We start from the raw sequence: 25,234 nt of genomic DNA on the forward strand, positions 1-25,234 counted from the left end.
ATATAAAAAAGGCGGGGTAACCCGCCTTTTTGACGAAAAAATTATGGAAAAAAAACATTTGCATATCGCGGCTGGGATTATTCGTAACCCCGAGCAAAAAATTTTTATTACTAAACGACCAGAAGGCACGCATATGGCTGGTTTTTGGGAATTTCCCGGTGGGAAACTTGAAGTTAATGAATCACCTGAAGCCGCTTTAATTCGCGAACTTGAAGAAGAAGTTGGAGTTGTAGTGACTAAGAACGAGTTATTTCATCGGGTTGACCATGAGTTTGATGACCGTTTCATTACACTCTATTTTTTTATGGTATCTTCATGGGAAAATGAACCGTATGGTAGAGAAGGGCAGGATTCGCGTTGGGTTTCTCAGCATGAGCTTAAAGCTGAAGAATTTCCCCCAGCAAACCGTATCATTGTTGATTTATTAACACAGAGAAGTGATCAACATAATAGCTGATAATGATATTAAGTGGAAAATACACAATAATATATTTTCCACTTAATTTACGATGTCACGACTTATACATTATTTATCTGGTTGTTCACTCCAGTCATCGCTGTCAGAAATATCCCCTTGACTCGCAATTCGTTTTTCTTCACTAGCCCATTCACCAAGGTCAATAAGTTGACAACGCTTACTACAAAATGGCCGGAACGGGCTATTTTCATTCCAAACAACTATTTTTTTACATGTAGGGCAATTAACTTCAATGATTTCACTCATAAAAATATTTCTCTAGCTAGCAACAGGATAACTCAAAATTAATAATATCGGGGAGTATACCATTCTCACTGTCGATATGTAGAAAACGTAGTGCGAATCGTGTTTTGTGGCCAGAGATTTGTGGGTATACCAAGTGTTCTGCAGTTAACTTGATGCGTAGTAGTTCTTTACCTTCTACGTTGTCTTGATAAAAACCATTATGAGACTCTTTTTGTTCAAAGATTCCATTTTGCCGAATTAGTGTTAGAACAGTTTGCAATGCATCATTGAGTGGGTCGAGGCTTTGCAACCAGCCACTAATGACCTTGTCTCGTTCATTTTGTGGAATATTTAACCAAAGTTGTAAAGTCGGTAGGTCGAAACTACAACAGCCACCAGGAATACTCAAACGTTGGCGTACCATACTAATAATTTTATCTGTACGTAGATGGTGGCCAAAGCGTGCTGCGGACATTAAATGGGATGTTGTTTCTGATAATTGCTTTAGTAATGTAGATATTAATTGGTTATCAGCGTTAGGAGCTTCTGCCCAATTAGATAGCCGAGTTCGTTGTTTTTCTAGTTCTTTTATAAGCTCAGAACGAACTTCTCCTCTATCTAGGATTTCAATTAATTCTGAAACTGAGCGAAAAAAAGCAATACCAGTAGAGTAGGAGGTAATATTACTTAACTCATAAATTTGAGATAAAAGTGTTTCAAGGCGCAACCACGAACGAATTTTTTCATTCATTGGATATTCATAAGTAATCAAATTTGTTGTAATTAATTCGCCCATTTTAATTCCTATTTTTTTATTTTTGCTAGTGTTAAGTACTGGTTATGAAGAATTGCTACCTTGTCAGAGAGATCCGTGCCATGAGTATGGTTTGTTATTATATCGTTGGCATGATTAAGTCGTTTTTCACGACTAACTTGTGCATTAAGTATATTAGTTACTTGTTCTAAACTGGTCTTATCTCTTTTTAGGGTTCGTTGAATTTGTTCTTCGACAGTAACATCAACAACTAATACCCTATCAGCCAAATGATGAATATTATTTTCAATTAATAAAGGGACTACCCATAATACATAAGGGTAATCTATTTGTTGAAATTGTTTTTGCGTTTCTTGTTGAATCAATGGATGAAGTAGAGCATTCAGCCACTTTTTTTCATCGGGCTTAGAAAAAATAATGTCTCGTAAGCGTTGCCTATCTAGGCACCCGTTGGGAAGAATAATATCTTCACCGAAGTGATATCTAATGCTTTCAAGGGCTGGGCTGTTAGGCTCAACAACCTGTCGTGCAATCACATCGGCATCAACTAGGGGGACTCCAAGTTTAGCAAACTCGTTTGCAACTGTTGTTTTACCACTTCCAATACCACCTGTTAAAGCAACTATATAAGGCATATGATTATTCATTTACTCGTTGAAAAAAAATAGATTACACTGAAATAAATCATTTGTCTTCATCCAAAGTAATATACTGTGAATAGTTTAAAAAAATATTATATAAAGTTGTTAGGATAAAATGTAATATTCATATCCACATGAAATTATTTATAGTTCAGTTATAACATTACCTAAATTAAATATCGGTAGATACATTGCTAACATGATCACTCCTACTAGGATGGCAATTAAAAGGAGTAAAATAGGTTCAATATTTTTTAGATTTTTTTCAGTAATAAAAATATATTGCTCTGAATAATATTTGAATAAATACTTTGAAAAGTAGTGTATTTTTCCAGATTCTTCTGCAATAGACATTAGCTGTACAGATAAATCAGGAAAGAACTTGGTTTTCTTCATAGCATGGGACAGTAACTCTCCTTTATGTACCGATATATGCACGTGTTCACAGTCTTTTTTATATTGATGGTTATTGATAGTTTGAATTGTGCATTTTAAACATTCGGATAATGATAACCCTACGTTAATTGTTGAGTGCATCGTTAAAAAATACAAGCTTAAGTTATGGAGTTGTAATGATTTTTTGAATATCGGTAGGTGAATTATTGTGTTTTTTAATAAAGATAATGTTTTTTCTTTGAATTTAAATACGAGAGGGAGAGAAAGTAAAAGAAAAGAAAATAAGTAAATTAAGTACTCTCTTAGAAAGCTTGAAATAAAGGTTATGATTTTTGTAACGAGAGGTAATTCGTGTTTGGTATTTTGATAGATGTTTTCAAATTGAGGAACTACATAGACCATCATAATGATTAATAACATTATTGAAAATGAAGAAAGAATTATTGGGTATCGTATCGATTTACTGATGAGTAAAGATACTTTATTATTATGTTCCAATATTAAATTGATTGTACTAAAACTTTGTTCGTATTGCCCTGTTTTCTCGGCAATGGTAATAATGCTTATTATAGTATCATTAAATATTGTTGGGTGCTTCTTCAAATACTGTGAAAACTTCTCTCCTTTTTCTATATGAACTATCGAGTTTTCAATAATATCAATCCAAAAAGGAAGTTGGCAGTTGGTATGTAATATTTTTAAGCATTGTACGAGATTAATACCTGATGATGATAATAAAGATAACTGATGGAAGAAATGAATTCTATAATTAATATTCTTTTTGTCCAATGAAAATAATGTTTTTAACTTTATTTGTACAGGAATTAAATTTCTTTCAGATATGTTGATGAATGCATGTTTTTTGCTTTTTGCTATTAACGTGCTGCATGTTAATTGATTGTTAAAATCAATGGCGATATATGAATAAATAAACATGTTAATTTACTCCATTTCCGATGATAGAATAGATTTCTTGGAGAGTTGTCTCACTCATTTCAACGAGCTCTATTCCTGCATTAAAAAGGTTAACAAAATTACTTTGATTTTCTAATGTATTTTTTGCCAGTATTTCGCTAATATTGCTTTGATCTATATATTCATAAACAGCGGTTCTTCCCATAAAACCAGAAAAACATAGCTCACACCCCTTTGAGGACCATTCATTAATTACACAGTTATTGTGTAATTTAGTTTTCTTAGGTGTTTTTTCTTTGCAGTGAGGGCAAAGTTTTCTTACTAATCTTTGTGCAATAACCATTTTCAAACATGATTTAAGTTGACTATTTTCTACTCCTAATTGGTTCATTCTCTCTATTGCACTGAATGTACAATTGGTATGCAATGTCGACAAAACTAGATGGCCAGTTTGCGCTGCTCGAGTCGCGATCTTAGCTGTTTCTTCATCACGAATCTCACCGATCATAATGACATCAGGGTCTTGTCGCAGTAGCGCCCTTAAAATAGAAGAAAAATTAAGTTTATATTTTTCATTGACTTGAGTTTGGTTGATTCCTTGTAATGGAATTTCAATTGGGTCTTCAATGGTTGTTATATTTCTTGAGGATTGATTTAAATATTCTAAGTAGCTATAAAGAGTTACTGTTTTACCGCTTCCTGTCGGCCCTGTGACTAAAATTAATCCTTGTGGACGATTTAAATACTCTTTTAATAACTCTAGAAGGGAAGAGCACATCCCTATGTGCTCTAAAGAATATTTTAATTGTGTATTTAAAATACGTAAGACCAATTTTTCACCATGAATTGTCGGAATACTAGAAAGACGGATGCTATAGTTTTGTCCATCAAAGTACCAACTCATTTGGCCATCTTGTGGAAATCTTTTCTCCGCGATATTCATTTTTGCCAATATTTTTATACGAGCAATAATTTCACTATTAATTTCGTAAGGTGGAGAAGGAATAAAATATAACTTTCCATCGACACGTAATCGAATTTTTAACCCTTGCTTAGTCGGCTCAAGGTGTATATCTGATGAGCGTTTATGAACCGCTGTTTTTAATAGCTCCTCAACAAAACTAATCGCAGGAGATGAAGTGCGTAATAGTTCGGGTTCTGGAGATTGATAACTACTTTCTTCCTCCTTTATTTCATGTATTGTATTATTAAAATAATGGTCTATTTTTTCTTTTGGCCAAATATCATAGCATACAGGGACACTAGCAATAAATTTTAATGTGGCGATCAAGTTGTCATCTGGTTTTTTAACAACAGCTATAGATAACCGTTTTTGATTATAATCGATGATTATAATGTAATTTCTATCACATATACTCTTAAGTTCTTTATAAATAAACTGCTCGTTTTTAGTCATGTTCATATAAATACTTCCAGTTAAAACACAAAGGTTTTATTACATAATGACTTCAATTTGGCATTATCTTTGTTTTCGCAAACAACTGTCCAATTAAAGGGGTTGCCTATGCTAGGAAGGGTTGGTGTTAATGTGACTTTTAAGCCCGATAATGATTTGTCAGTAGAAAATGTAATAACCCCAGATTTGACTTCTATTTTACTAATGTATTTTCCAGTTATATTGGTAGGGATATCATCATTGCCTCCATTACATTGTGATAAACTCCCTCGATTAAAGCTACATATTTCAACACTGTTTTTATATGGGATAACAGTCTGGAGTACATCAGTAATTGCTGCTTTTTGCATATAGCTTTGATAGCCAGGGATAGCAATAGCACTTAGAATTGATATAATTGCAATTACTACCATAATTTCAATGAGTGAAAATCCTTGTTGATTCATAAATAAAACCTCCGTTGTTAAGTGAGGTTTCATCATAATTATATTTTTAAGTTAAAATTAGAGTTTAAAAAAGGTAGTGCGAAACGATTTGTGATTTTTTATTGAAATGTACGTGGGGTTTCATTTTTCTTCGAGCAGCTTCGCAAAAAAAATAATAAAGAAAAATAGAGGCTGGAGTTCAGTTATAAATTAAGAGAAGATAAGTTCATATATTTTTCATTAGCGGGTAAATTGAATAAAGATATTATCCGCTAATAATTATAAAGTTAATAATTGTTTAATTTATTCTTATAATATCCCCAATCAAAAAATGGGCCAGGATCCGTTTTACGACCAGGAGCTATATTACTATGACCAGTAATATTATTTTTAATTAGTGGGTATTCAAGTATAAGTAAATTAGTTAAATAAGTAAGGGATTGATATTGTTCTTCTGTAAATGGTTCAAAATCAGTGCCTTCTAGCTCAATACCAATAGAAAAGTCGTTACATTTTTCTTGGCCTTGGTAGGAAGACTGCCCAGCGTGCCAAGCCCGTAAATGAAAGGGGACATATTGAATGATTGCACCATCACGGCGTATTAGGCAATGAGCTGAAACTCGAAGATGTCTGATTTCATTAAAAAATGGGTGTTCATCAGGGTTTAAAGTCCCTGTAAATAATTGGTTTATATAAGGGCCACCAAATTGTCCTGGAGGAAGGCTGATATTATGAATAACTAGAAGAGAAGGTATGGTATTAGAGGGGCGCTCATCATGATGTGGAGAAGGGATATGAGTCACATTATTTAGCCAACCATTGTGTATTTTCATATCGTTATCCATAGTATTCTCTTTTCTTTTTTGTTAACACTCGTTATCTGCGAACGAAAAGATTAGCATAGATGAAACAAAGCGAGTGCATATTTTGGAGTTAAAATGACTATACGGCGATATGATGAACAACAAAGACGTAAAATGCTTCTTGAGCGGTTACAGGTCGACATTCCTTTTATGGTCAGTGTTGCTTTGAAAGAAGATTTAGGTCAATCTGTTGATTATAAAAAAGATATTACTGGTCAGCTGTTAAATGTAGGTACACAAGCGAGTGCTCGAATTATTACTCGTGAACATGGCGTTTTCTGTGGGAAACAATGGTTAGATGAAGTTTTTCTTCAACTTGGTGGGCAAGTCAACATTGATTGGAAAGTTCAAGATGGTGAAACCGTTACCCCTAACCAAGTTCTCTGTGAGATGCATGGCCCATCACAAATTTTATTAACAGGTGAACGCACCTCTTTGAATTTCATTCAAACGCTTTCTTCTGTTTCAAGTATAACTGCCGAATATGTAAAACAAATCACAGGTACAAGAGCGAAGTTACTTGATACCCGTAAAACTATCCCTGGTTTAAGAACCGCTTTAAAATATGCGGTATTGATGGGGGGAGGGTTTAATCATCGTCTAGGTTTATCTGATGCTTACTTAATAAAAGAAAACCATATTATATCCGCAGGTTCAGTCGAGCGAGCTGTTGAATTAGCGCGTAGCGCCCATCCGGATGTCCCAATTGAAATTGAAGTAGAAAGCTTAGATGAGCTATTACGAGCTTTAAAAGCGAATGCTGATATCATTATGTTGGATAATTTTACTCCAGTTATGATGAAAGAAGCGGTAGTGTTAACGGCAGGAAAAGCGGCACTTGAAGTTTCTGGCGATGTCACATTAGAAACGATAAAAGAGTTCGCAGAAACAGGGGTTGATTTTATTTCTGTTGGGGCGCTAACCAAACATATTAAAGCCATGGATTTGTCTATGCGTTTTATTGATAAGAATAGGTAAGTGATCCGGTTAATACACTCAGGGTGCCTTAACTGGGCTCATTAATCTTAGTGTTATTGATGAGACCTATATATTAGTCACCTATTTACGTTAATGCGTTAAATAGGTGACTAACATCTGACTCACTCGTTACCAAATTGTATTTTGGCATTGATTTAACTATTTAATGGGTTACAACGAAATATTTTGTAGCTCCTAGCTAATCGAATCTCGAAGCCTTATCGCATTTTCCGTGCCACCTATAAATTGAAACATTACAGTGCTATTTTATTTTCGACATCAATTTTATTCTAAAATAATAGATAGGCTTGAGTGTAATTTAATCAATAAAATTTGAGTTAAATTTAAAACCACTTGCAATTTTAACATTTCATTAATGTTGTTGTGTTCCAAACGAGTAAAGACTGCAATTAATGAGTTAATTTGATTTTAAATGCACTTATTTTAAATTTAAATTCATTATATTGGTTGCTTTAACGGTTCAGTTTTTGCATTTTAGCATAAAAAATCGTTTTTAATGTTAAAATATGTCATGTCAAATTGCATATTAAGTTATCAATTCATGCTAAATTTTAAAAAAAATTGTTAATATTTGCAGGATTTTATGATTTAGCGCAAGGTCTTTATGGACAGATAGTGAATACTTTGTTACTTTATTAACCCATAAATAAATTGGTATTACCAATTAACACTGGGTAATACGTAATCAATAATTACTCACTCATGAATATGGCAGATTATGACTTACGGTAAAATTCGCCAACCAAAGTTATCAGATGTAATAGAGCAGCGTCTCGAACATCTTATTTTCGAAGGGACATTACGCCCTGGCGAAAAGCTGCCTCCTGAGCGCGAACTTGCAAAACAGTTTGACGTATCTCGACCATCAGTGCGTGAAGCAATTCAAACATTAGAGGCGAAAGGCCTTTTATCTCGCCGCCAAGGTGGCGGAACATTCGTGCAAAAGAAAATGTGGCAAAGCTTTAGTGACCCTTTAGCTCAGCTACTTGAAGGCAATCCAGAATCTCAATTCGATCTTCTTGAAACTCGTCATGCCCTTGAAGGTATTGCTGCGTATTACGCGGCACTCCGTGGTACAGATGAAGATCTCGAACGGATTCGACAAAGCTATGAATTAATTAAGACAGCGCAAGAAAATGGCGGATTAGAAGCAGAGTCAGATGCAGTATTACAATATCAATTAATTGTCACTGAAGCTGCTCATAACGTCGTTTTGCTACATCTATTGCGTTGTATGATCCCGATGTTAGAACAAAATATTCGTCAGAACTTTGAGTTCTTATATACCCGTAAAGAAATGTATAAAGCAGTTAGTGAACATCGAGCACAAATTTTTGCCGCTATAATGGCAAGAGAACCAGAAAAAGCACGTGAAGCTTCTCATCGCCATTTAGCCTTTATCGAAGATTTACTGTTGGATATTAGCCGAGAGCAAACTCGCAGAGAACGTTCTTTACGTCGGTTACAGCAACATCCTGATTTGAATTGATAATATAGATCCTGACTGCTGCGTCTATATTATTGTGAATACTCTAATTGAGAGTTAAAGCGGCAACTACATCAGGGCCTATCTTCCCGCTGTTTTATAGCGACTGCGAAAATAGCAGGAAGATAGGCTCCACATAAACATATAAAATAGATAACAGATAAGGAATACACCATGTCAGATATGTTAAAAAATGACGTGGATCCGATTGAAACTCGCGACTGGCTACAGGCGATTGAATCGGTCATCCGTGAAGAAGGTGTTGATCGTGCTCAGTTTATTATCGAACAGGTATTAAGCGAAGCGCGTAAAGGCGGTGTTAATATTGCCGCTGGTGCATCTGGTCATTCTGATTACATCAACACAATTGCTGTTGAAGATGAGCCGGCATACCCTGGTAACATGGATTTAGAGCGCCGTATTCGCTCTGCAATTCGTTGGAACGCAGTGATGACTGTTTTACGCGCTTCCAAAAAAGACTTAGAACTGGGTGGCCATATGGCTTCTTTCCAGTCATCAGCAACTTTATATGAAGTGTGCTTTAACCACTTCTTCCGTGCGCATAATAACAATGACGGCGGGGATTTAGTCTTCTTCCAAGGCCATATCTCTCCAGGTATTTACGCACGTGCGTTCTTGGAAGGCCGCTTAACTGAAGAGCAAATGAACAACTTCCGTCAAGAGATTGGTGGAAATGGTCTGTCTTCTTACCCACACCCTAAATTAATGCCTGATTTCTGGCAGTTCCCTACGGTATCAATGGGTCTGGGTCCAATTAATGCTATTTATCAAGCAAAATTCCTGAAATACCTTGATAACCGCGGACTGAAAGATACATCAGCTCAGCGCGTATATGCATTCCTTGGTGATGGTGAGATGGATGAGCCAGAGTCTAAAGGTGCAATTACTATCGCAACTCGCGATAAATTAGATAACTTAGTATTTGTTATCAACTGTAACCTGCAACGTTTAGATGGACCAGTTACAGGTAATGGTAAAATTGTTAATGAACTAGAAGGTATCTTTAATGGTGCTGGCTGGCAAGTTATCAAAGTTATGTGGGGCGACCGTTGGGATGAATTACTGCGTAAAGATACAAGTGGTAAACTTGTTCAACTAATGAACGAAACCTTAGACGGCGACTACCAAACCTTTAAATCACGTGACGGTGCATACGTTCGTGAACACTTCTTTAATCGTTACCCAGAAACTGCAGCATTAGTTAAAGATATGACTGATGATGAAATTTGGGCACTGAACCGTGGTGGTCACGATCCGAAGAAAGTGTATGCTGCATTCAAAAAAGCACAAGAAACTAAAGGCAAACCAACTGTTATTTTAGCGCAAACCATCAAAGGTTATGGTATGGGCGAAACTGCAGAAGGTAAAAACATTGCTCACCAAGTGAAGAAAATGAACATGGATGGCGTTCGTCATTTCCGTGATCAATTCAATGTACCCGTTGCTGATGAGCAAATTGAAAAACTGCCATACATTACGTTTGAAAAAGATTCCGAAGAGTACAAATATCTGCATGAGCGCCGTCAAGCGTTAGGTGGTTATTTGCCAGCTCGTCGTTCAACCTTTGACGAAAAACTGGATATCCCTGCACTGGCAGATTTCAGCCAATTATTGGAAGAGCAATCTAAAGAAATTTCAACAACTATCGCGTTCGTTCGTGCGTTGAACGTTATGTTGAAAAACAAATCGATCAAAGAGCGTTTAGTACCAATCATCGCTGATGAAGCGCGTACATTTGGTATGGAAGGTCTATTCCGTCAAATCGGTATCTATAGCCCTAAAGGCCAGCAATATACTCCGCAAGACCGTGAGCAAGTTGCTTACTATAAAGAAGACTCTAAAGGTCAAATTCTGCAAGAAGGGATCAATGAGCTGGGAGCAGGTTCTTCTTGGTTAGCGGCTGCGACATCATACAGCACTAACAACTTGCCGATGATCCCATTCTATATCTACTACTCAATGTTTGGTTTCCAACGTATTGGTGACTTGATGTGGGCAGCGGGTGACCAACAAGCACGCGGTTTCTTAATTGGTGGTACTTCCGGCCGTACAACCCTGAATGGTGAAGGTCTACAGCATGAAGATGGCCATAGCCATATTCAATCACTGACTATCCCTAACTGTATTTCTTATGACCCAGCTTTCGCTTACGAAGTTGCGGTGATCATGCAAGACGGCTTAGAGCGTATGTACGGTGAGAAACAAGAAAACGTTTACTACTACATCACGACGCTGAATGAAAACTACCACATGCCAGCAATGCCAGAAGGCGTAGAAGAAGGTATCCGTAAAGGTATCTATAAACTGGCTTCTGTTGAAGGTAGCAAAGGTAAAGTTCAGCTGTTAGGTTCAGGTTCAATGATGCGTCACGTGCGTGAAGCCGCTGACATCTTGTCTGCTGAGTATGGAATCGGTTCTGATGTCTATAGCGTGACTTCATTCACTGAATTGGCACGTGATGGCCAAGATTGTGAGCGTTGGAACATGCTGCACCCATCTGAAGCACCACGTGTTCCATACATTGCTCAAGTTATGAATGATGCACCAGCAGTTGCATCAACTGACTATATGAAACTGTTTGCAGAACAAGTTCGTACTTATGTTCCTGCAAGTGATTACCGTGTTCTGGGTACAGATGGTTTCGGTCGTTCAGACAGTCGTGAAAACCTGCGTCACCACTTTGAAGTGGATACATCCTATGTGATCGTTGCAGCGTTAGGTGAATTAGCTAAACGTGGTGAGATTGATGTAAAAGTCGTTGAAGAAGCGATTAAAAAATACAACATCAACCCAGATAAAGTTAACCCACGTTTGGCATAAGAGGTAAAAATCAATGTCTATTGAAATCCAAGTGCCTGATATCGGTGCTGATGAAGTTGAAGTCACCGAAGTGATGGTTAAAGTTGGCGACAAAGTAGAAGCTGAGCAATCGCTTATTACCGTTGAAGGTGATAAGGCTTCTATGGAAGTCCCATCTCCACAAGCGGGTGTGGTAAAAGAAATTAAAATTGCTGTTGGCGATAAAGTGACAACAGGCAAATTAATCATGGTATTCGAAGCGGAGGCGGGTGCAGCAGCGCCTGCTCCTGCAGAAGCCCCTACGGCTCCAGCGGCAGCGCCAAGCGCAGCTGCATCTAAAGATGTTGCTGTTCCAGATATCGGTGGCGATGAAGTTGAAGTTACTGAAATCATGGTTAAAGTCGGTGACAAAGTAGAAGCTGAGCAATCTTTAATTACTGTTGAAGGTGATAAAGCTTCAATGGAAGTTCCTGCACCATTTGCTGGAACGGTTAAAGAAATCAAAATTGCAACCGGTGATAAAGTTAAAACCGGCTCATTGATTATGGTCTTTGAAGTTGCAGGCGCAGCACCTGCGGCGGCACCAGCTGCACAAGCTGCTGCACCAGCGGCTCCAGCAGCATCAGCAATTAAAGATGTTAACGTTCCAGATATCGGTGGTGATGAAGTTGAAGTCACTGAAGTCATGGTAAAAGTGGGTGATACCGTTTCTGCTGAGCAATCAATCATTACCGTTGAAGGTGACAAAGCGTCAATGGAAGTTCCTGCGCCATTTGCTGGAACAGTTAAAGAAATCAAGATTGCGACTGGCGATAAAGTGAAAACTGGCTCGCTGATCATGACTTTTGAAGTGGCAGGTGCAGCGCCTGCAGCGGCTCCAGCAGCTCAACCGTCTGCTCCGGCTCCAGCGGCAGCTCCTGCACAAGCAGCGCCAGCGAAAGCAACTGACAGCAAAACTGAATTTGTTGAAAACGACGCATATATCCATGCAACACCGGTTATTCGCCGCTTAGCGCGTGAATTTGGTGTTAACTTAGCGAAAGTTAAAGGTACAGGTCGTAAGGGCCGTATCCTGCGTGAAGACGTTCAAGCTTACGTGAAAGATGCCGTAAAACGTGCGGAAGCTCCTGCAGCTGCGGGTGGTGGTTTACCAGGTATGCTGCCATGGCCGAAAGTGGATTACAGCAAATTCGGTGAAGTTGAAGAAGTTGAACTGGGTCGTATCCAAAAAATCTCTGGTGCTAACCTGAGCCGTAACTGGGTAATGATCCCGCACGTTACGCTGATGGAAGAAGTGGATACCACTGAAGTTGAAGAATTCCGTAAGCAACAAAACAAAGAAGCTGAGAAGAAAAAACTGGATGTGAAAATCACACCATTAGTTTTTGTCATGAAAGCTGTTGCTCGTGCTCTGGAAGAAATGCCACGCTTTAATAGCTCCATTTCTGAAGATGCACAGCGTCTGTTCCTGAAAAAATATATTAACATCGGTATTGCCGTAGATACGCCAAATGGCTTAGTTGTTCCTGTCTTCAAAGACGTTAACAAAAAAGGCATTTTAGAGCTATCTCGCGAACTGATGGAAGTTTCTAAGAAAGCGCGTGCAGGTAAACTGACTGCGTCTGATATGCAAGGTGGTTGTTTCACGATTTCAAGCCTTGGTGGTATCGGAACTACCGGTTTTGCACCTATCGTGAATGCACCAGAAGTTGCAATTATGGGACTGTCACGTTCTTCAATGAAACCTGTTTGGAATGGTAGCGAATTTGTTCCTCGCCTAATCCTGCCAATGTCACTGTCCTTTGACCATCGTGTAATCGATGGTGCTGATGGAGCTCGCTTCATCACCCTAGTAGGGCAATTAATGAGCGATATTCGCCGTTTAGTGATGTAAATAATAAGACCGGCGAATAGGCCGGTCTGTTTTATTTAGGCTGAGGCAGAATTTTTTGCTGCTGCTACGAAAGGTTGGGAGTTACATCACGAAATGAGCCTTTTCAGGGTGTTAACAATTCTGTAAACTGCTCTCGGTGTGTACTTTTCCAGTGGAAGATCGTTTATTCAGCAGTACCGCTGGACAAAACAAAAAGAGGTCATGATGAGTACTGAAATTAAAGCCCAAGTCGTTGTGCTTGGTGCAGGCCCTGCAGGTTATTCTGCGGCTTTCCGTTGCGCTGACTTAGGTTTAGAAACTGTTTTAGTAGAACGTTATTCAACCCTTGGTGGTGTTTGTTTAAACGTTGGTTGTATTCCTTCTAAAGCTTTACTCCATGTTGCAAAAGTGATCGAAGAAGCAAAAGCTTTAGCAGAACACGGCATTGTTTTTGGTGAGCCAAAAACTGACATTTCCAAAGTTCGCTTATGGAAAGAAAAAGTGATTAATCAGCTGACGGGTGGTCTGGCTGGTATGGCTAAAGGCCGTAAAGTTAACGTAGTTAACGGCTTCGGTAAATTCACAGGTGCCAACACGCTGGTTGTTGAAGGTGAAAACGGTAGCACAACTATCAATTTCGATAACGCAATTATTGCTGCGGGTTCCCGTCCAATTCAATTACCATTCATTCCACATGAAGACCCACGTATTTGGGACTCAACCGATGCATTAGAACTGAAAGAAGTTCCTGAGCGTCTGCTGGTTATGGGTGGGGGTATCATCGGTTTAGAAATGGGAACTGTGTATCATGCACTGGGTTCTCAAATCGATGTGGTTGAAATGTTTGACCAAGTCATCCCAGCGGCTGACAAAGATGTGGTTAAAGTATTCACCAAACAAATCAGTAAAAAATTCAACCTACTATTAGAAACTAAAGTAACAGCCGTTGAAGCGAAAGAAGACGGTATCTACGTTTCTATGGAAGGCAAAAAAGCTTCCGCAGAGCCGCAACGTTACGATGCTGTATTAGTGGCAATCGGCCGTGTTCCTAATGGTAAAAACTTGGATGCAGGCAAAGCTGGCGTTGAAGTTGATGACCGTGGCTTTATCCATGTCGATAAGCAAATGCGCACTAACGTTCCTCATATCTTCGCTATCGGTGATATCGTTGGCCAGCCAATGTTAGCTCACAAAGGTGTTCACGAGGGGCACGTTGCCGCAGAAGTTATCTCTGGTCTGAAACATTACTTTGACCCGAAAGTGATCCCATCAATCGCTTATACTGAGCCAGAAGTTGCATGGGTTGGTTTAACTGAGAAAGAAGCGAAAGAACAAAATATCAGCTACGAAGTTGCGACTTTCCCATGGGCAGCATCAGGCCGTGCAATTGCATCTGATTGCGCCGAAGGTATGACTAAGCTGATTTTCGACAAACAATCTAACCGTGTTATCGGTGGGGCTGTTGTCGGTGTGAACGGTGGTGAATTACTGGGTGAAATCGGCCTAGCAATTGAAATGGGTTGTGATGCTGAAGATTTAGCATTAACTATCCATGCTCACCCAACACTGTATGAATCAATCGGTATGGCTGCTGAAATTTACGAAGGTAGCATTACTGATTTACCAAACGCAAAAGCGAAAAAGAAAAAATAATTTTCTTTAATCGCATAGATAAATAGTATCTCTAGTATGCTGTTTATCACTAAAGCGAATTGAAGCCAATGTGGAAACACGTTGGCTTTTTTTGTTTTTGTGAATATAAACAATCAGCCACATGTCTTTATCCAATTATTTATTAAAACCAATATTAATCATTTTATAAGTAATATGTATTTAATTTTAAATAACTGAATATTTTTTAGTAAAAACGGTTAGTTGACTATAAAAATATTAAATTCTAATTTCTTTATTCTGTTTTTTATAACTAATAAGGAAGTTAGTTTATGGATGGTGTGACAGACCTAGGTACAATAACGGTATGGGGAAGTAACCCTAGACCGCATTTCAATGATTGTTTTAATAATTATGATAATGCTCATGAAGATATTGATTTAACTGGGAGGTATGAAAAATTAAAAAGTATTTTACATGAAAATCTTTATGATAATATAAAACTAGCTGATATCCATGATGATGTTAATAATCACAAAATCGATGCTTTTCAAGATTATTCTACTACAATTAAAAATGATTTAAAATCTAAACAAATATCAATTGAAAATAATTTAATTACCTTAAGAAAGGATATTGCGGAGATTGAAAAATCGCCTGGCTGGAAATTTATCATTGATCCACAAAAATATCCTTGTACATACAAATGGCATTTTCAATCTTCAGACTCCTCAAATTTAAAAATTTCAGCAATCTTTAAATTTCGCACAATTGAAGATAGGGACAGGCTCCTCGCAGAGGATTTTGACGATAATATACCCGGTATACCGAGATTTCCTTTTGATAATATAGATCTATATATAGATGCGGTTAATAAGCGAGCTGACCGTGATGCTAGAAATCAATTGCTCGAAATTAAGAGACAACATAAAAGTATCACGGATAAAATTCAGTTTAATTTAAATGAGTTAAATAAGCTGAAAATAGCTCAAAGTAGCATGTTTGCTATTCCCTCTCCGAATGTTCCTACATTACCTCATGGTGTTGGTTTAAATACGCAAGTCACACAAACGGCAAACAGCAACATAGTAAAAGGTGTCGAAAAGACATTAGGCAATATTCGCGATGGCTTAGCTGAAACGTTTGATTGCTCTTTTGGCATGAGTTGCTCAAATGATATAGATAAAGCAGCAAAAAATTCAAATGTTGGGAAACCTCATACTGGTGGCGACCAAATACCCGAACAAGGAAAAATTGATACGGGTGGAAACCAGATACCTGAGCAAGGGCGGACGGATACTGGCGGAGATCAAATACCTGAACATATAGATAATACGCATATAACCCCACTGCCTAATCAGATTACAGTAGAAGATATTGCCTATTTATCTGAAAACAAAAATAATATTAAAAATAAATGGCATCAGGGTAGTTTTAACTCTCCTGACGAATCATTACAGAAGCATTATGAAAAACATGGAAAAGAAGTTGGAGCGGGTAGTGTTGAGCAGTACAGAAACAAAGCTGAAGAATTTGTCAAAAACTTAAAAGGTGCTAGAACAGTGAAAGTAAGAGGTGCGACTGATAATGTGACTCGTTATTATAAAAACGGGAAATATTTAGATAGAACATCCGAAGGGAAAATAATATCTTTTGGAAAACAATAATATAGAGGGATATGTTATGTGGCATGATTTAAATATTACAAAAGTGAGCTGTATAGAGAAAACAGTTGCTGAATTCACAGTTACTATGATCCCTATTTTGCCTTATGCCAAAATGAAGATAAAAATTTATGAAGATCAGTCGGGTTTTTTTACAGGTATGACGGATTTAGCAATAAAAAGAAAATTTGATGGTTGCCCCGAGTGCGCCATTGGACGTGGAAGTACCATTGAAAAAGCGTTAGAAGATACTATCCTCTATTTTAAAGAAATGTTGAGTCAAGATGGTTTTACTGAATTAACCGAAGATGATATTAGCTACGCAGAGTGGTCTGATTTTTAAAAGTTAAAAGATCCCAGTTCGGTACTGGGATCTCTGCTAACAATTTTACTCATCCTCAGCTAACTGGATGATTAGCTGTCCGGTTTGGCTGCTGAGATTTACGAAGGTAGCATTACTGATTTACCAAACGCAAAAGCGAATTGAAGCCAATGTGGAAACACGTTGGCTTTTTTTGTTTTTGTGAATATAAACAATTAGTCACATGTTTCTGTTCTATTATTTATTAAAATCGATATTAATCATTTTATAAGTAATAAGCTTTTAATTTTAAATGGCCGAATGTTTATTAATGATAACGGTTAGTTGACTATAAAAATATTAAATTCTAATTTCTTTATTCTGTTTTTTATAACTAATAAGGAAGTTAGTTTATGGATGATGTGACAGACCTAGGTACAATAACTGTATGGGGAACTCGATCACCTGTTGATAATAATACCGCTTTATATTTCGGTGATGGATATTATGAAGGATATAACAGTTATCTTGAAAGTTATAGACATGATATTTCACCTGAATGGTATCATTCCCTAAATGATTTTATGGATTACATGTCATATTGTGAATACATGGTTACTCCCATAGATATTGAGCCTTTATTAGACAAAAATGGAAAGGTTGATTTATCATCAAAAGAAAATATTGAAACAAAAAAGGGAATAATTAAAGAGCATATCGAGAAACAAAAATTATTTTTGGAAGAAGTTGAAGGATTTAATGAATGGAAATTTTTAAATAATCCAGAGAAATATCCTTTTGAACAAGAAATAATAATATCAGGCAGATTAATCAGAAAAGAGTATAAAACCTCAGCTGAGCTAGATAGCTTTTTAGTTGGATATAATAAGAATACCTATCTAGACAGTTTGAATGACAATTATAAATATGGAGATGGGGATGAAGAGATACTTGATAAGTCGGCAAGAGAAAGTATTGTTTCTGTTAAATATCTACATAGCAGATTAATTAATGCCATTGATGTTAATACAGAGAATTTGAATAAACTCAACTTTACTCAAAGTAGCATGTTTGCTATTCCCTCTCCGAATGTTCCTACATTACCTCATGGTGTTGGTTTAAATACGCAAGTCACACAAACGGCAAATAGCAACATTGCAAAAGGTATCGAAAATGCCTTAGGTAATATTCGTGATGGCCTAGCGGAAACGTTTGATTGCTCTTTTGGCATGAGTTGCTCAAATGATATAGATAAAGCAGCAAATAATTCAAATGTTGAGAAATTTCATACTGGTGGCGACCAAATACCTGAGCAAGGCCGGATAGATACAAGCGGAAACCAAATACCCGAACAAGGAAAAATTGATACGGGTGGAAACCAGTTTCCAGAACCGATCGAAAAACTGCCTGGAACATCTATTCCTGATACTCTATCTTTAGATAACCTCGCCTATTTAGACAAGATTACACAAGGTGAACATGCGGGAATCAGAAATAAAGAGGGGCGTCCAGTCAGTTCAGTCATTAATGATGTTCAAAAATCGAGGCCTTCAGATATCTTAATACAAGATGATGGTCGTTGGGTTGTAAAAGGTAATGACGGAAGAATACATCTAATTGAGCCTGATGGAGAAGTGGTCTCGTCATTTAAAAATAGTGATAAAAATACTGCTCAACGTACTAGAGATGGGCGATGGAATAGACCTAGTAATGAAAAACTAGATGAATTTAAAGAAAAATTTTCTGATTATGTGAGGTGGTAGGATGGATACATTAAAAATTAATTACATACCAGAAGCGGATGTAACTTTATTTGATATTCGTTTATCTGAATCGGAAATTGTAATTTATACAGATTGCTTAAATTACGTTTTAACTCATTTATCTGATGAGCAAATATATGAAAAAACGGAATGTTCAAATAAACAAGAGTTATCACATTACTTGACAGATCTAAAAAATTTAATGAAATCAATGGAACATAGAAGATACCTTCCTAATAGGTACAAAAATCTATAAAAAATAATGGCATAGTGGCTATTTAAAGAGCCACTATGCCAACAAATTTTAGTCTCTTACCTCAATCATTTTACTCGCTCTCAGCCAACCGGATGATCAACTGTCCGGCTTGGCGAGTGAGAGTATGTGGTTACTCACCTTAAACCCAAACTCACTCAATCACTTGCCGCTTAACGTGAGTTGTGGGCTGGGGTTTGGTTTACCTCGGTTGGGGGGAACCCATTGTATACTTTCTGGTTTTGACCACTGCTTCTTTAGCCGTCAGTGTTTTTACACTACAATCGTGCTTATTCTCAGCTGTGAGAGCATGGGACAAACATGTAACTAGGCCCGATGGCGTTTTTGAACCCTTAAATGATAATCCAGCACAAAAAAATGCTGCTGCCGAGAATTTCATCCGAGAAATCTTTAAAGATCCTAAAGTAGTTCGAAACGATTTAGGTGGTGGTGCATTTGAATATCGTTTGCCTAGTGAAAAAGGCGTTAGATATAATGCGGATGGCTCATTTAATACTGTGTTAGACCCAAAGAAGGCAATAAAATGAAAGATAATAAATTAGAACTATTTTTTTCAAGTCCAATGGAATATGAGAATCTAACGTTAGAGGTTCAATTAAATTGGGAGCGGGTTGCAGAAATTAATCAAGATAAAGGTGTAGATAATTTAGAAATTGAACTATTTGGTTCAGATTTATCCCACGGTTTTACAGCTAAAATGCCTTTAGATGATCTAATTTCAATATTGATTGAAGCCAGAGATACATTAAAGAAACAATGAATTTTTACTGAATGAGTAAAAATCCTTGCTCTACACAGGGATCTGAATTAACGGTCTTACTCGCTGTCAGCTAATGGGATGATTAGCTGTCCGGTTTGGCTCGTGAGGGGGAGTGGCTACCTTAGGGAATATTCGGTATGGCTGCTGAGATTTACGAAGGTAGCATTACTGATTTACCAAACGCAAAAGCGAAAAAGAAAAAATAATTTTCTTTAATCGCATAGATAAATAGTATCTCTAGTATGCTGTTTATCACTAAAGCGAATTGAAGCCAATGTGGAAACTCATTGGCTTTTTTTGTTTTTGTGAATATAAACAATTAGTCACATGTTTCTGTTCTATTATTGATTAAAATAGATATTAATCATTTTATAAGTAATACGCTTTTAATTTTAAATGGTCGAATCTTTATTAATGATAACGGTTAGTTGACTATAAAAATATTAAATTCTAATTTCTTTATTCAGTTTTTTATAACTAATAAGGAAGTTAGTTTATGGATGGTGTGACAGACCTAGGTACAATAACGGTATGGGGAAGTAACCCTAGACCGCATTTCAATGATTGTTTTAATAATTATGATAATGCTCATGAAGATATTGATTTAACTGGGAGGTATGAAAAATTAAAAAGTATTTTACATGAAAATCTTTATGATAATATAAAACTAGCTGATATCCATGATGATGTTAATAATCACAAAATCGATGCTTTTCAAGATTATTCTACTACAATTAAAAATGATTTAAAATCTAAACAAATATCAATTGAAAATAATTTAATTACCTTAAGAAAGGATATTGCGGAGATTGAAAAATCGCCTGGCTGGAAATTTATCATTGATCCACAAAAATATCCTTGTACATACAAATGGCATTTTCAATCTTCAGACTCCTCAAATTTAAAAATTTCAGCAATCTTTAAATTTCGCACAATTGAAGATAGGGACAGGCTCCTCGCAGAGGATTTTGACGATAATATACCCGGTATACCGAGATTTCCTTTTGATAATATAGATCTATATATAGATGCGGTTAATAAGCGAGCTGACCGTGATGCTAGAAATCAATTGCTCGAAATTAAGAGACAACATAAAAGTATCACGGATAAAATTCAGTTTAATTTAAATGAATTAAATAAGCTGAAAATAGCCCAAAGTAGTGTATTTGCCGTTCCCACACCGAATGTTCCTACATTATCTCATGGCGTTGGTTTAAATACGCAAGCTACACAAACGGCAAACAGCAACATAGTCAAAGGTGTCGAAAATACCTTAGGTAATATTCGCGATGGCCTAGCTGAAACGTTTGATTGCTCTTTTGGCATGAGTTGCTCAAATGATTTAGATAAAGCAGCAAAAAATCCAAATGTTGGAACGGAGTTATCAGATTCTGATAGAATAGCGCTAGGCGGGACTGGCTCAGGAAGCCCTGACGGATGGGAGCCTGATAATAACTTAAGTACATCAGATAGGCGTTCAATACAGTCTTTGAGGGGGCAAGTAAGGTTACATAAAGAGAAATTAGCCGCTTATCGACGTAATCCAGATGCTTTTGACAACCAAGGACACCTTAAGAATGCGCCCAATAATACGGTTAGGCAACGCATTATTGATGGGCGAATTAAGCATTTAGAAAAAGAAATTAAAACATTTGAAAAGAACATAAATGAAATTAAGAATGGTAAAGGTTAAAATATGAAAATAGAACTGAGTCTACTGGAAGAGGCTATAGTAGCCATTTTCAAAGAGATGAAAGTACAGGGAATGGATAATATAGACTTAGATGCAGATTTTTATTGGAATGTGCCTTCTGAATCTATTTATGATATTTACAATGAGCCTACTCAGTTAGATATTGGGCAGTTAGAAGCTGATTATGAGATGCTATGTAAAGCTAAAGAAAATGAATTACTTATAAAGTATAACTTAAAAAATATATCAGCCATTCTTCGTTATTTATCAGAAAAACACGCAATATGATCTGACTTGATGATACTAAAGGTGTAAGCAAACGCTGGTTTGGCTATTGCTTACACCTTATCTACATCTACTAACTTTCAATCATGCGTGTAAGCTAAAACAAAATAATAGATATCAATAAGAAATCGCTATGCAACTAAAACCCTCTGCAATTTTAATTCATGTACCTGATGTTCAAGCGGGTTTGGCTTGGTATCAGCAAGCTTTTCCACAAGCAAAGGCAGAATACTTGCCTGAATTTGATTTCACCTTACTGCATGTCGGAGACTTCACGATAGAAGTGGTGCAAGCGGATGAAAAAGTCAGTGAGGGTAAAAAAGGGACTGTATTGTATTGGCAAGTCGATGATTTTGATTTGGCTTTTGAGCATTTCACTCAACTAGGGGCAAAACTGTATCGCGGGCCAATGTTAATAGATGGTAACAATCGAATGTGCCAACTTGAAGACCCATTTGGCAATTTAATTGGTTTAAAAGGGCAGTAAAATCCATTAAAACATTTAAAGAAATTAAAACCAATCGCAATGATTTACCTTATCAATTAGTAATATAAATAAAATTGCGATAAAAAATATAATTTGTGATAGCTGATGAAAAAAGGCACTAATTAGGGTGCTTTAAATTTTAAAATGCATTATAAAAAGTATGGTTTTTTCGGCGTTTTACGATGATTAATAGTATCTTAAGCTGAAAAATAGCCAGTAATGAAGTGTTAAGGCGTAAAGTTAGTAGTTAAATGTTGCTTTCTTGTGAATGAATTAACATTACGTTTAAATTCTGCTATGCTGATCGCCCGAAGCTGGGCATAATTTTACCGCCATTGAGATTATGCGAGCAAATTCCTCTGACCTGGCACCGGATGATAATTTTGTCAGTATGGTGCAGAGAGCCGGGTATATAAATAACAAAGAAGCGAGGAGAACGTCGTGCTAGAAGAATACCGTAAGCACGTAGCCGAGCGTGCCGCTCAAGGGATTGTCCCTAAGCCATTAGATGCGTCACAAGTAGCTGCACTGGTAGAGTTACTCAAAAACCCACCCAAAGGTGAAGAAGATTTCCTGTTAGACCTGCTGACCAACCGCGTCCCCCCTGGTGTTGATGAAGCAGCGTACGTAAAAGCTGGATTTTTAGCCGCGATAGCTAAAGGCGAAACTTCCTCTTCTCTTATCTCCCCTGAAAAAGCCATTGAACTGTTAGGTACTATGCAGGGTGGATATAACATTCACGCACTAATTGAAGCGTTGGATGACGAAAAACTGGCGCCAATCGCCGCTAAAGCACTTTCCCACACCTTACTGATGTTTGATAACTTCTACGACGTAGAAGAAAAAGCGAAAGCGGGAAATGTTCACGCTAAACAAGTTATTGAATCATGGGCGGATGCCGAGTGGTTCAAAGAGCGTCCTGCGTTAGCTGAAAAAATGACCGTAACTGTGTTCAAAGTTACGGGTGAAACTAACACAGATGACTTATCGCCAGCGCCTGATGCATGGTCACGTCCAGATATCCCATTACACGCGTTAGCAATGCTGAAAAACGCACGCGATGGTATTGAACCAGACGATGCGGGTAATGTTGGTCCAATCAAGCAAATTGATGCATTAAATAAAAAAGGCTTCCCATTAGCTTACGTGGGAGATGTCGTCGGTACCGGTTCTTCTCGTAAATCAGCGACTAACTCCGTGCTGTGGTTTATGGGGGACGATATCCCATTTGTACCAAATAAACGTGGCGGTGGGGTGGTATTAGGCGGCAAAATTGCACCAATCTTCTTTAATACGATGGAAGATGCGGGCGCATTACCGATTGAAGTGGATGTTTCTAAACTGAATATGGGCGATGTGATCGACATCTATCCATTTAAAGGTGAAGTTCGTAACCACGAAACCGGTGAACTACTAGAAACATTTGAATTAAAAACAGATGTGCTGATTGACGAAGTCCGTGCGGGTGGTCGTATTCCATTAATTATCGGCCGTGGTTTAACCAATAAAGCACGTGAATCACTGGGCTTAGAAGCGACAGATGTATTCCGTCACGCGAAATCCGTTGCACAAAGCAACCGTGGTTTCTCATTAGCACAAAAAATGGTTGGTCGTGCTTGCGGTCGCCCAGGTATTCGCCCTGGCGAATATTGTGAGCCAAAAATGACCTCTGTAGGTTCACAAGATACAACCGGTCCGATGACCCGTGATGAACTGAAAGACCTAGCTTGCCTTGGTTTCTCAGCAGATTTAGTCATGCAGTCATTCTGCCATACAGCAGCGTATCCAAAACCTGTTGATGTGACAACACACCATACCTTACCTGATTTCATCATGAACCGTGGCGGTGTTTCTCTTCGTCCGGGAGATGGTATTATCCACTCATGGTTAAACCGTATGTTACTGCCAGATACCGTTGGTACAGGTGGTGACTCACATACGCGTTTCCCAATTGGTATTTCATTCCCTGCGGGTTCAGGTTTAGTCGCATTTGCTGCGGCGACAGGGGTTATGCCACTGGATATGCCTGAGTCAGTATTGGTTCGCTTTAAAGGTGAAATGCAGCCGGGTATCACTTTACGTGACCTTGTTCATGCAATTCCGCTATATGCAATCAAAGACGGCCTATTGACCGTAGAGAAAAAAGGTAAGAAAAACATTTTCTCTGGCCGTATCTTAGAAATTGAAGGCTTACCTGAGCTGAAAGTCGAACAAGCGTTTGAATTAGCGGATGCGTCAGCAGAGCGTTCAGCGGCGGGTTGTACTATCAAATTAGATAAAGCGCCAATTATCGAATACCTGCAATCGAATATCGTTCTATTAAAGTGGATGATAGCCGAAGGTTATGGTGATCGTCGTACTATCGAACGCCGTATCAAAGGAATGGAAAGCTGGTTAGCGGATCCACAACTGCTGGAAGGTGATGCAGATGCGGAATACGCGGCAGTGATTGAAATCGACTTGAATGATATCAAAGAGCCAATTCTGTGTGCCCCAAATGACCCAGATGACGCACGTTTATTGTCTGATGTGCAAAACGAGAAAATTGATGAGGTCTTCATCGGTTCTTGTATGACAAACATTGGCCACTTCCGTGCAGCAGGTAAGTTATTGGATTCTCATAAAGGCCAATTACCAACACGTTTATGGGTTGCGCCGCCAACTAAGATGGACGCAGCGCAACTAACCGAAGAAGGTTACTACAGCGTGTTTGGTAAGAGTGGTGCGCGAATTGAAGTTCCAGGGTGTTCACTGTGTATGGGTAACCAAGCACGTGTAGCTGATGGGGCGACAGTCGTTTCCACTTCAACGCGTAACTTCCCTAACCGTTTAGGAACAGGTGCGAATGTTTACCTCGCATCAGCAGAACTGGCAGCGGTAGCTTCTCTGTTAGGTCGTTTACCAACGCCAGCAGAATATCTGCAGTTTATGGATAAGGTCGATGAAACAGCGGCGGATACATACCGTTACCTGAACTTTGACCAGTTATCACAATATACCGAAAAAGCGGATGGCGTGATTTTCCAAACAGCGGTGTAATAAGGTAATATTAATAACGGAGGCTCCTAATGTTAGGGGCCTTT

Annotated in this window: 23 protein-coding genes and 1 pseudogene; 17 read left to right on the forward strand and 7 right to left on the reverse strand. The window is 37.8% G+C overall.

Features of this window, described 5'->3' with window-relative positions; translation table 11 throughout:
• Positions 1-43 precede the first annotated feature (43 nt).
• A complete protein-coding gene (gene mutT, locus FVA72_RS06620; protein WP_110592156.1) occupies positions 44-457 on the forward strand; it encodes an 8-oxo-dGTP diphosphatase MutT in 414 nt (137 codons plus the stop codon).
• A gap of 69 nt (positions 458-526) precedes the next feature.
• Here the strand turns inward: mutT and yacG are convergent, their stop codons facing one another.
• The 7 genes from yacG to ampD form a co-directional block, all read right to left on the reverse strand.
• Positions 527-724, reverse strand: a complete 198-nt coding sequence (yacG, locus tag FVA72_RS06625) for a DNA gyrase inhibitor YacG (RefSeq protein WP_004262008.1) — start codon at positions 722-724, stop codon at positions 527-529.
• Positions 725-740: 16 nt separating this feature from the next.
• Positions 741-1,499, reverse strand: coding sequence for a cell division protein ZapD (gene zapD, locus FVA72_RS06630; RefSeq protein ID WP_110592155.1), 759 nt, complete (start codon positions 1,497-1,499; stop codon positions 741-743).
• Positions 1,500-1,507: 8 nt separating this feature from the next.
• Complete coding sequence (coaE, locus tag FVA72_RS06635) at positions 1,508-2,113, reverse strand: dephospho-CoA kinase (protein WP_094961370.1); 606 nt, start codon at positions 2,111-2,113, stop codon at positions 1,508-1,510.
• 150 nt (positions 2,114-2,263) lie between these two features.
• Positions 2,264-3,451: a type II secretion system F family protein gene (locus FVA72_RS06640; RefSeq protein WP_110592154.1), complete on the reverse strand. Its 1,188-nt coding sequence runs from the start codon at positions 3,449-3,451 to the stop codon at positions 2,264-2,266.
• Between the two features lies 1 nt (position 3,452).
• On the reverse strand, positions 3,453-4,853 hold the full coding sequence (locus tag FVA72_RS06645) for an ATPase, T2SS/T4P/T4SS family (RefSeq protein WP_110592153.1): 1,401 nt from the start codon (positions 4,851-4,853) through the stop codon (positions 3,453-3,455).
• 14 nt (positions 4,854-4,867) lie between these two features.
• The gene (gene ppdD / locus FVA72_RS06650; protein WP_036958460.1) at positions 4,868-5,293 is read right to left on the reverse strand and encodes a prepilin peptidase-dependent pilin; all 426 of its coding nucleotides are present in this window, start codon (positions 5,291-5,293) and stop codon (positions 4,868-4,870) included.
• Between the two features lie 266 nt (positions 5,294-5,559).
• Positions 5,560-6,105: a 1,6-anhydro-N-acetylmuramyl-L-alanine amidase AmpD gene (ampD, locus tag FVA72_RS06655; RefSeq protein WP_036958527.1), complete on the reverse strand. Its 546-nt coding sequence runs from the start codon at positions 6,103-6,105 to the stop codon at positions 5,560-5,562.
• A 105-nt stretch (positions 6,106-6,210) separates the two neighbouring features.
• Between ampD and nadC the strand changes: the two genes are divergently transcribed.
• The 16 genes and pseudogenes from nadC to acnB all read left to right on the forward strand — a co-directional run bounded on the left by nadC (position 6,211) and on the right by acnB (position 25,190).
• On the forward strand, positions 6,211-7,113 hold the full coding sequence (gene nadC, locus FVA72_RS06660) for a carboxylating nicotinate-nucleotide diphosphorylase (RefSeq protein ID WP_094961373.1): 903 nt from the start codon (positions 6,211-6,213) through the stop codon (positions 7,111-7,113).
• 739 nt (positions 7,114-7,852) lie between these two features.
• A complete protein-coding gene (pdhR, locus tag FVA72_RS06665; protein ID WP_004261987.1) occupies positions 7,853-8,623 on the forward strand; it encodes a pyruvate dehydrogenase complex transcriptional repressor PdhR in 771 nt (256 codons plus the stop codon).
• Positions 8,624-8,794: 171 nt separating this feature from the next.
• Entirely contained in the window at positions 8,795-11,461 is a 2,667-nt protein-coding gene (gene aceE / locus FVA72_RS06670; protein ID WP_004261984.1) for a pyruvate dehydrogenase (acetyl-transferring), homodimeric type, read from the forward strand.
• A 13-nt stretch (positions 11,462-11,474) separates the two neighbouring features.
• Positions 11,475-13,334, forward strand: coding sequence for a pyruvate dehydrogenase complex dihydrolipoyllysine-residue acetyltransferase (gene aceF, locus FVA72_RS06675; protein ID WP_004261981.1), 1,860 nt, complete (start codon positions 11,475-11,477; stop codon positions 13,332-13,334).
• A 204-nt stretch (positions 13,335-13,538) separates the two neighbouring features.
• Positions 13,539-14,966 (forward strand): dihydrolipoyl dehydrogenase, encoded by a 1,428-nt coding sequence (gene lpdA, locus FVA72_RS06680; protein ID WP_094961375.1) that lies wholly within the window; start codon positions 13,539-13,541, stop codon positions 14,964-14,966.
• A 290-nt stretch (positions 14,967-15,256) separates the two neighbouring features.
• Complete coding sequence (locus FVA72_RS06685) at positions 15,257-16,591, forward strand: hypothetical protein (protein WP_110592152.1); 1,335 nt, start codon at positions 15,257-15,259, stop codon at positions 16,589-16,591.
• A gap of 16 nt (positions 16,592-16,607) precedes the next feature.
• Positions 16,608-16,931, forward strand: coding sequence for a hypothetical protein (locus FVA72_RS06690; protein WP_036959259.1), 324 nt, complete (start codon positions 16,608-16,610; stop codon positions 16,929-16,931).
• A 371-nt stretch (positions 16,932-17,302) separates the two neighbouring features.
• A complete protein-coding gene (locus FVA72_RS21640; protein WP_243154742.1) occupies positions 17,303-18,652 on the forward strand; it encodes a hypothetical protein in 1,350 nt (449 codons plus the stop codon).
• A gap of 1 nt (position 18,653) precedes the next feature.
• Positions 18,654-18,908: a hypothetical protein gene (locus FVA72_RS06700; RefSeq protein ID WP_094962978.1), complete on the forward strand. Its 255-nt coding sequence runs from the start codon at positions 18,654-18,656 to the stop codon at positions 18,906-18,908.
• 194 nt (positions 18,909-19,102) lie between these two features.
• Complete coding sequence (locus FVA72_RS21975) at positions 19,103-19,453, forward strand: hypothetical protein (protein WP_137018929.1); 351 nt, start codon at positions 19,103-19,105, stop codon at positions 19,451-19,453.
• Positions 19,450-19,686 carry a hypothetical protein gene (locus FVA72_RS06710; RefSeq protein ID WP_004265618.1) on the forward strand — a complete coding sequence of 79 codons (237 nt, stop codon included), beginning with the start codon at positions 19,450-19,452 and terminating at the stop codon, positions 19,684-19,686. The genes FVA72_RS21975 and FVA72_RS06710 overlap by 4 nt, the downstream gene beginning before the upstream one ends.
• A gap of 134 nt (positions 19,687-19,820) precedes the next feature.
• Positions 19,821-19,892: pseudogene (locus FVA72_RS22205) on the forward strand (dihydrolipoamide dehydrogenase); the annotation flags it as partial.
• A 290-nt stretch (positions 19,893-20,182) separates the two neighbouring features.
• Positions 20,183-21,379 (forward strand): hypothetical protein, encoded by a 1,197-nt coding sequence (locus tag FVA72_RS06715; protein ID WP_110592151.1) that lies wholly within the window; start codon positions 20,183-20,185, stop codon positions 21,377-21,379.
• Between the two features lie 3 nt (positions 21,380-21,382).
• Entirely contained in the window at positions 21,383-21,667 is a 285-nt protein-coding gene (locus tag FVA72_RS06720; RefSeq protein ID WP_094962985.1) for a hypothetical protein, read from the forward strand.
• A 130-nt stretch (positions 21,668-21,797) separates the two neighbouring features.
• On the forward strand, positions 21,798-22,151 hold the full coding sequence (locus FVA72_RS06725) for a VOC family protein (RefSeq protein ID WP_110592150.1): 354 nt from the start codon (positions 21,798-21,800) through the stop codon (positions 22,149-22,151).
• 441 nt (positions 22,152-22,592) lie between these two features.
• On the forward strand, positions 22,593-25,190 hold the full coding sequence (acnB, locus tag FVA72_RS06730) for a bifunctional aconitate hydratase 2/2-methylisocitrate dehydratase (RefSeq protein WP_096863178.1): 2,598 nt from the start codon (positions 22,593-22,595) through the stop codon (positions 25,188-25,190).
• Positions 25,191-25,234 lie beyond the last annotated feature (44 nt).

The sequence above is a fragment of the Providencia sp. PROV061 genome (assembly GCF_011045655.1).
GTDB lineage: Bacteria > Pseudomonadota > Gammaproteobacteria > Enterobacterales > Enterobacteriaceae > Providencia > Providencia hangzhouensis.

Coding starts and splice junctions, on each gene's coding strand:
- FVA72_RS06685 (WP_110592152.1), top strand. CDS start 15,257: ATGGATGGTGTGACAGACCTAGGTACAATAACGGTATGGGGAAGTAAC.
- FVA72_RS06645 (WP_110592153.1), bottom strand. CDS start 4,853: ATGAACATGACTAAAAACGAGCAGTTTATTTATAAAGAACTTAAGAGT.
- FVA72_RS06715 (WP_110592151.1), top strand. CDS start 20,183: ATGGATGGTGTGACAGACCTAGGTACAATAACGGTATGGGGAAGTAAC.
- nadC (WP_094961373.1), top strand. CDS start 6,211: ATGACTATACGGCGATATGATGAACAACAAAGACGTAAAATGCTTCTT.
- FVA72_RS21640 (WP_243154742.1), top strand. CDS start 17,303: ATGGATGATGTGACAGACCTAGGTACAATAACTGTATGGGGAACTCGA.
- aceE (WP_004261984.1), top strand. CDS start 8,795: ATGTCAGATATGTTAAAAAATGACGTGGATCCGATTGAAACTCGCGAC.
- aceF (WP_004261981.1), top strand. CDS start 11,475: ATGTCTATTGAAATCCAAGTGCCTGATATCGGTGCTGATGAAGTTGAA.
- ampD (WP_036958527.1), bottom strand. CDS start 6,105: ATGAAAATACACAATGGTTGGCTAAATAATGTGACTCATATCCCTTCT.
- FVA72_RS06710 (WP_004265618.1), top strand. CDS start 19,450: ATGAAAGATAATAAATTAGAACTATTTTTTTCAAGTCCAATGGAATAT.
- coaE (WP_094961370.1), bottom strand. CDS start 2,113: ATGCCTTATATAGTTGCTTTAACAGGTGGTATTGGAAGTGGTAAAACA.
- FVA72_RS06720 (WP_094962985.1), top strand. CDS start 21,383: ATGAAAATAGAACTGAGTCTACTGGAAGAGGCTATAGTAGCCATTTTC.
- lpdA (WP_094961375.1), top strand. CDS start 13,539: ATGAGTACTGAAATTAAAGCCCAAGTCGTTGTGCTTGGTGCAGGCCCT.
- FVA72_RS06725 (WP_110592150.1), top strand. CDS start 21,798: ATGCAACTAAAACCCTCTGCAATTTTAATTCATGTACCTGATGTTCAA.
- zapD (WP_110592155.1), bottom strand. CDS start 1,499: ATGGGCGAATTAATTACAACAAATTTGATTACTTATGAATATCCAATG.
- ppdD (WP_036958460.1), bottom strand. CDS start 5,293: ATGAATCAACAAGGATTTTCACTCATTGAAATTATGGTAGTAATTGCA.
- pdhR (WP_004261987.1), top strand. CDS start 7,853: ATGACTTACGGTAAAATTCGCCAACCAAAGTTATCAGATGTAATAGAG.
- FVA72_RS06700 (WP_094962978.1), top strand. CDS start 18,654: ATGGATACATTAAAAATTAATTACATACCAGAAGCGGATGTAACTTTA.
- FVA72_RS06690 (WP_036959259.1), top strand. CDS start 16,608: ATGTGGCATGATTTAAATATTACAAAAGTGAGCTGTATAGAGAAAACA.
- yacG (WP_004262008.1), bottom strand. CDS start 724: ATGAGTGAAATCATTGAAGTTAATTGCCCTACATGTAAAAAAATAGTT.
- mutT (WP_110592156.1), top strand. CDS start 44: ATGGAAAAAAAACATTTGCATATCGCGGCTGGGATTATTCGTAACCCC.
- FVA72_RS06640 (WP_110592154.1), bottom strand. CDS start 3,451: ATGTTTATTTATTCATATATCGCCATTGATTTTAACAATCAATTAACA.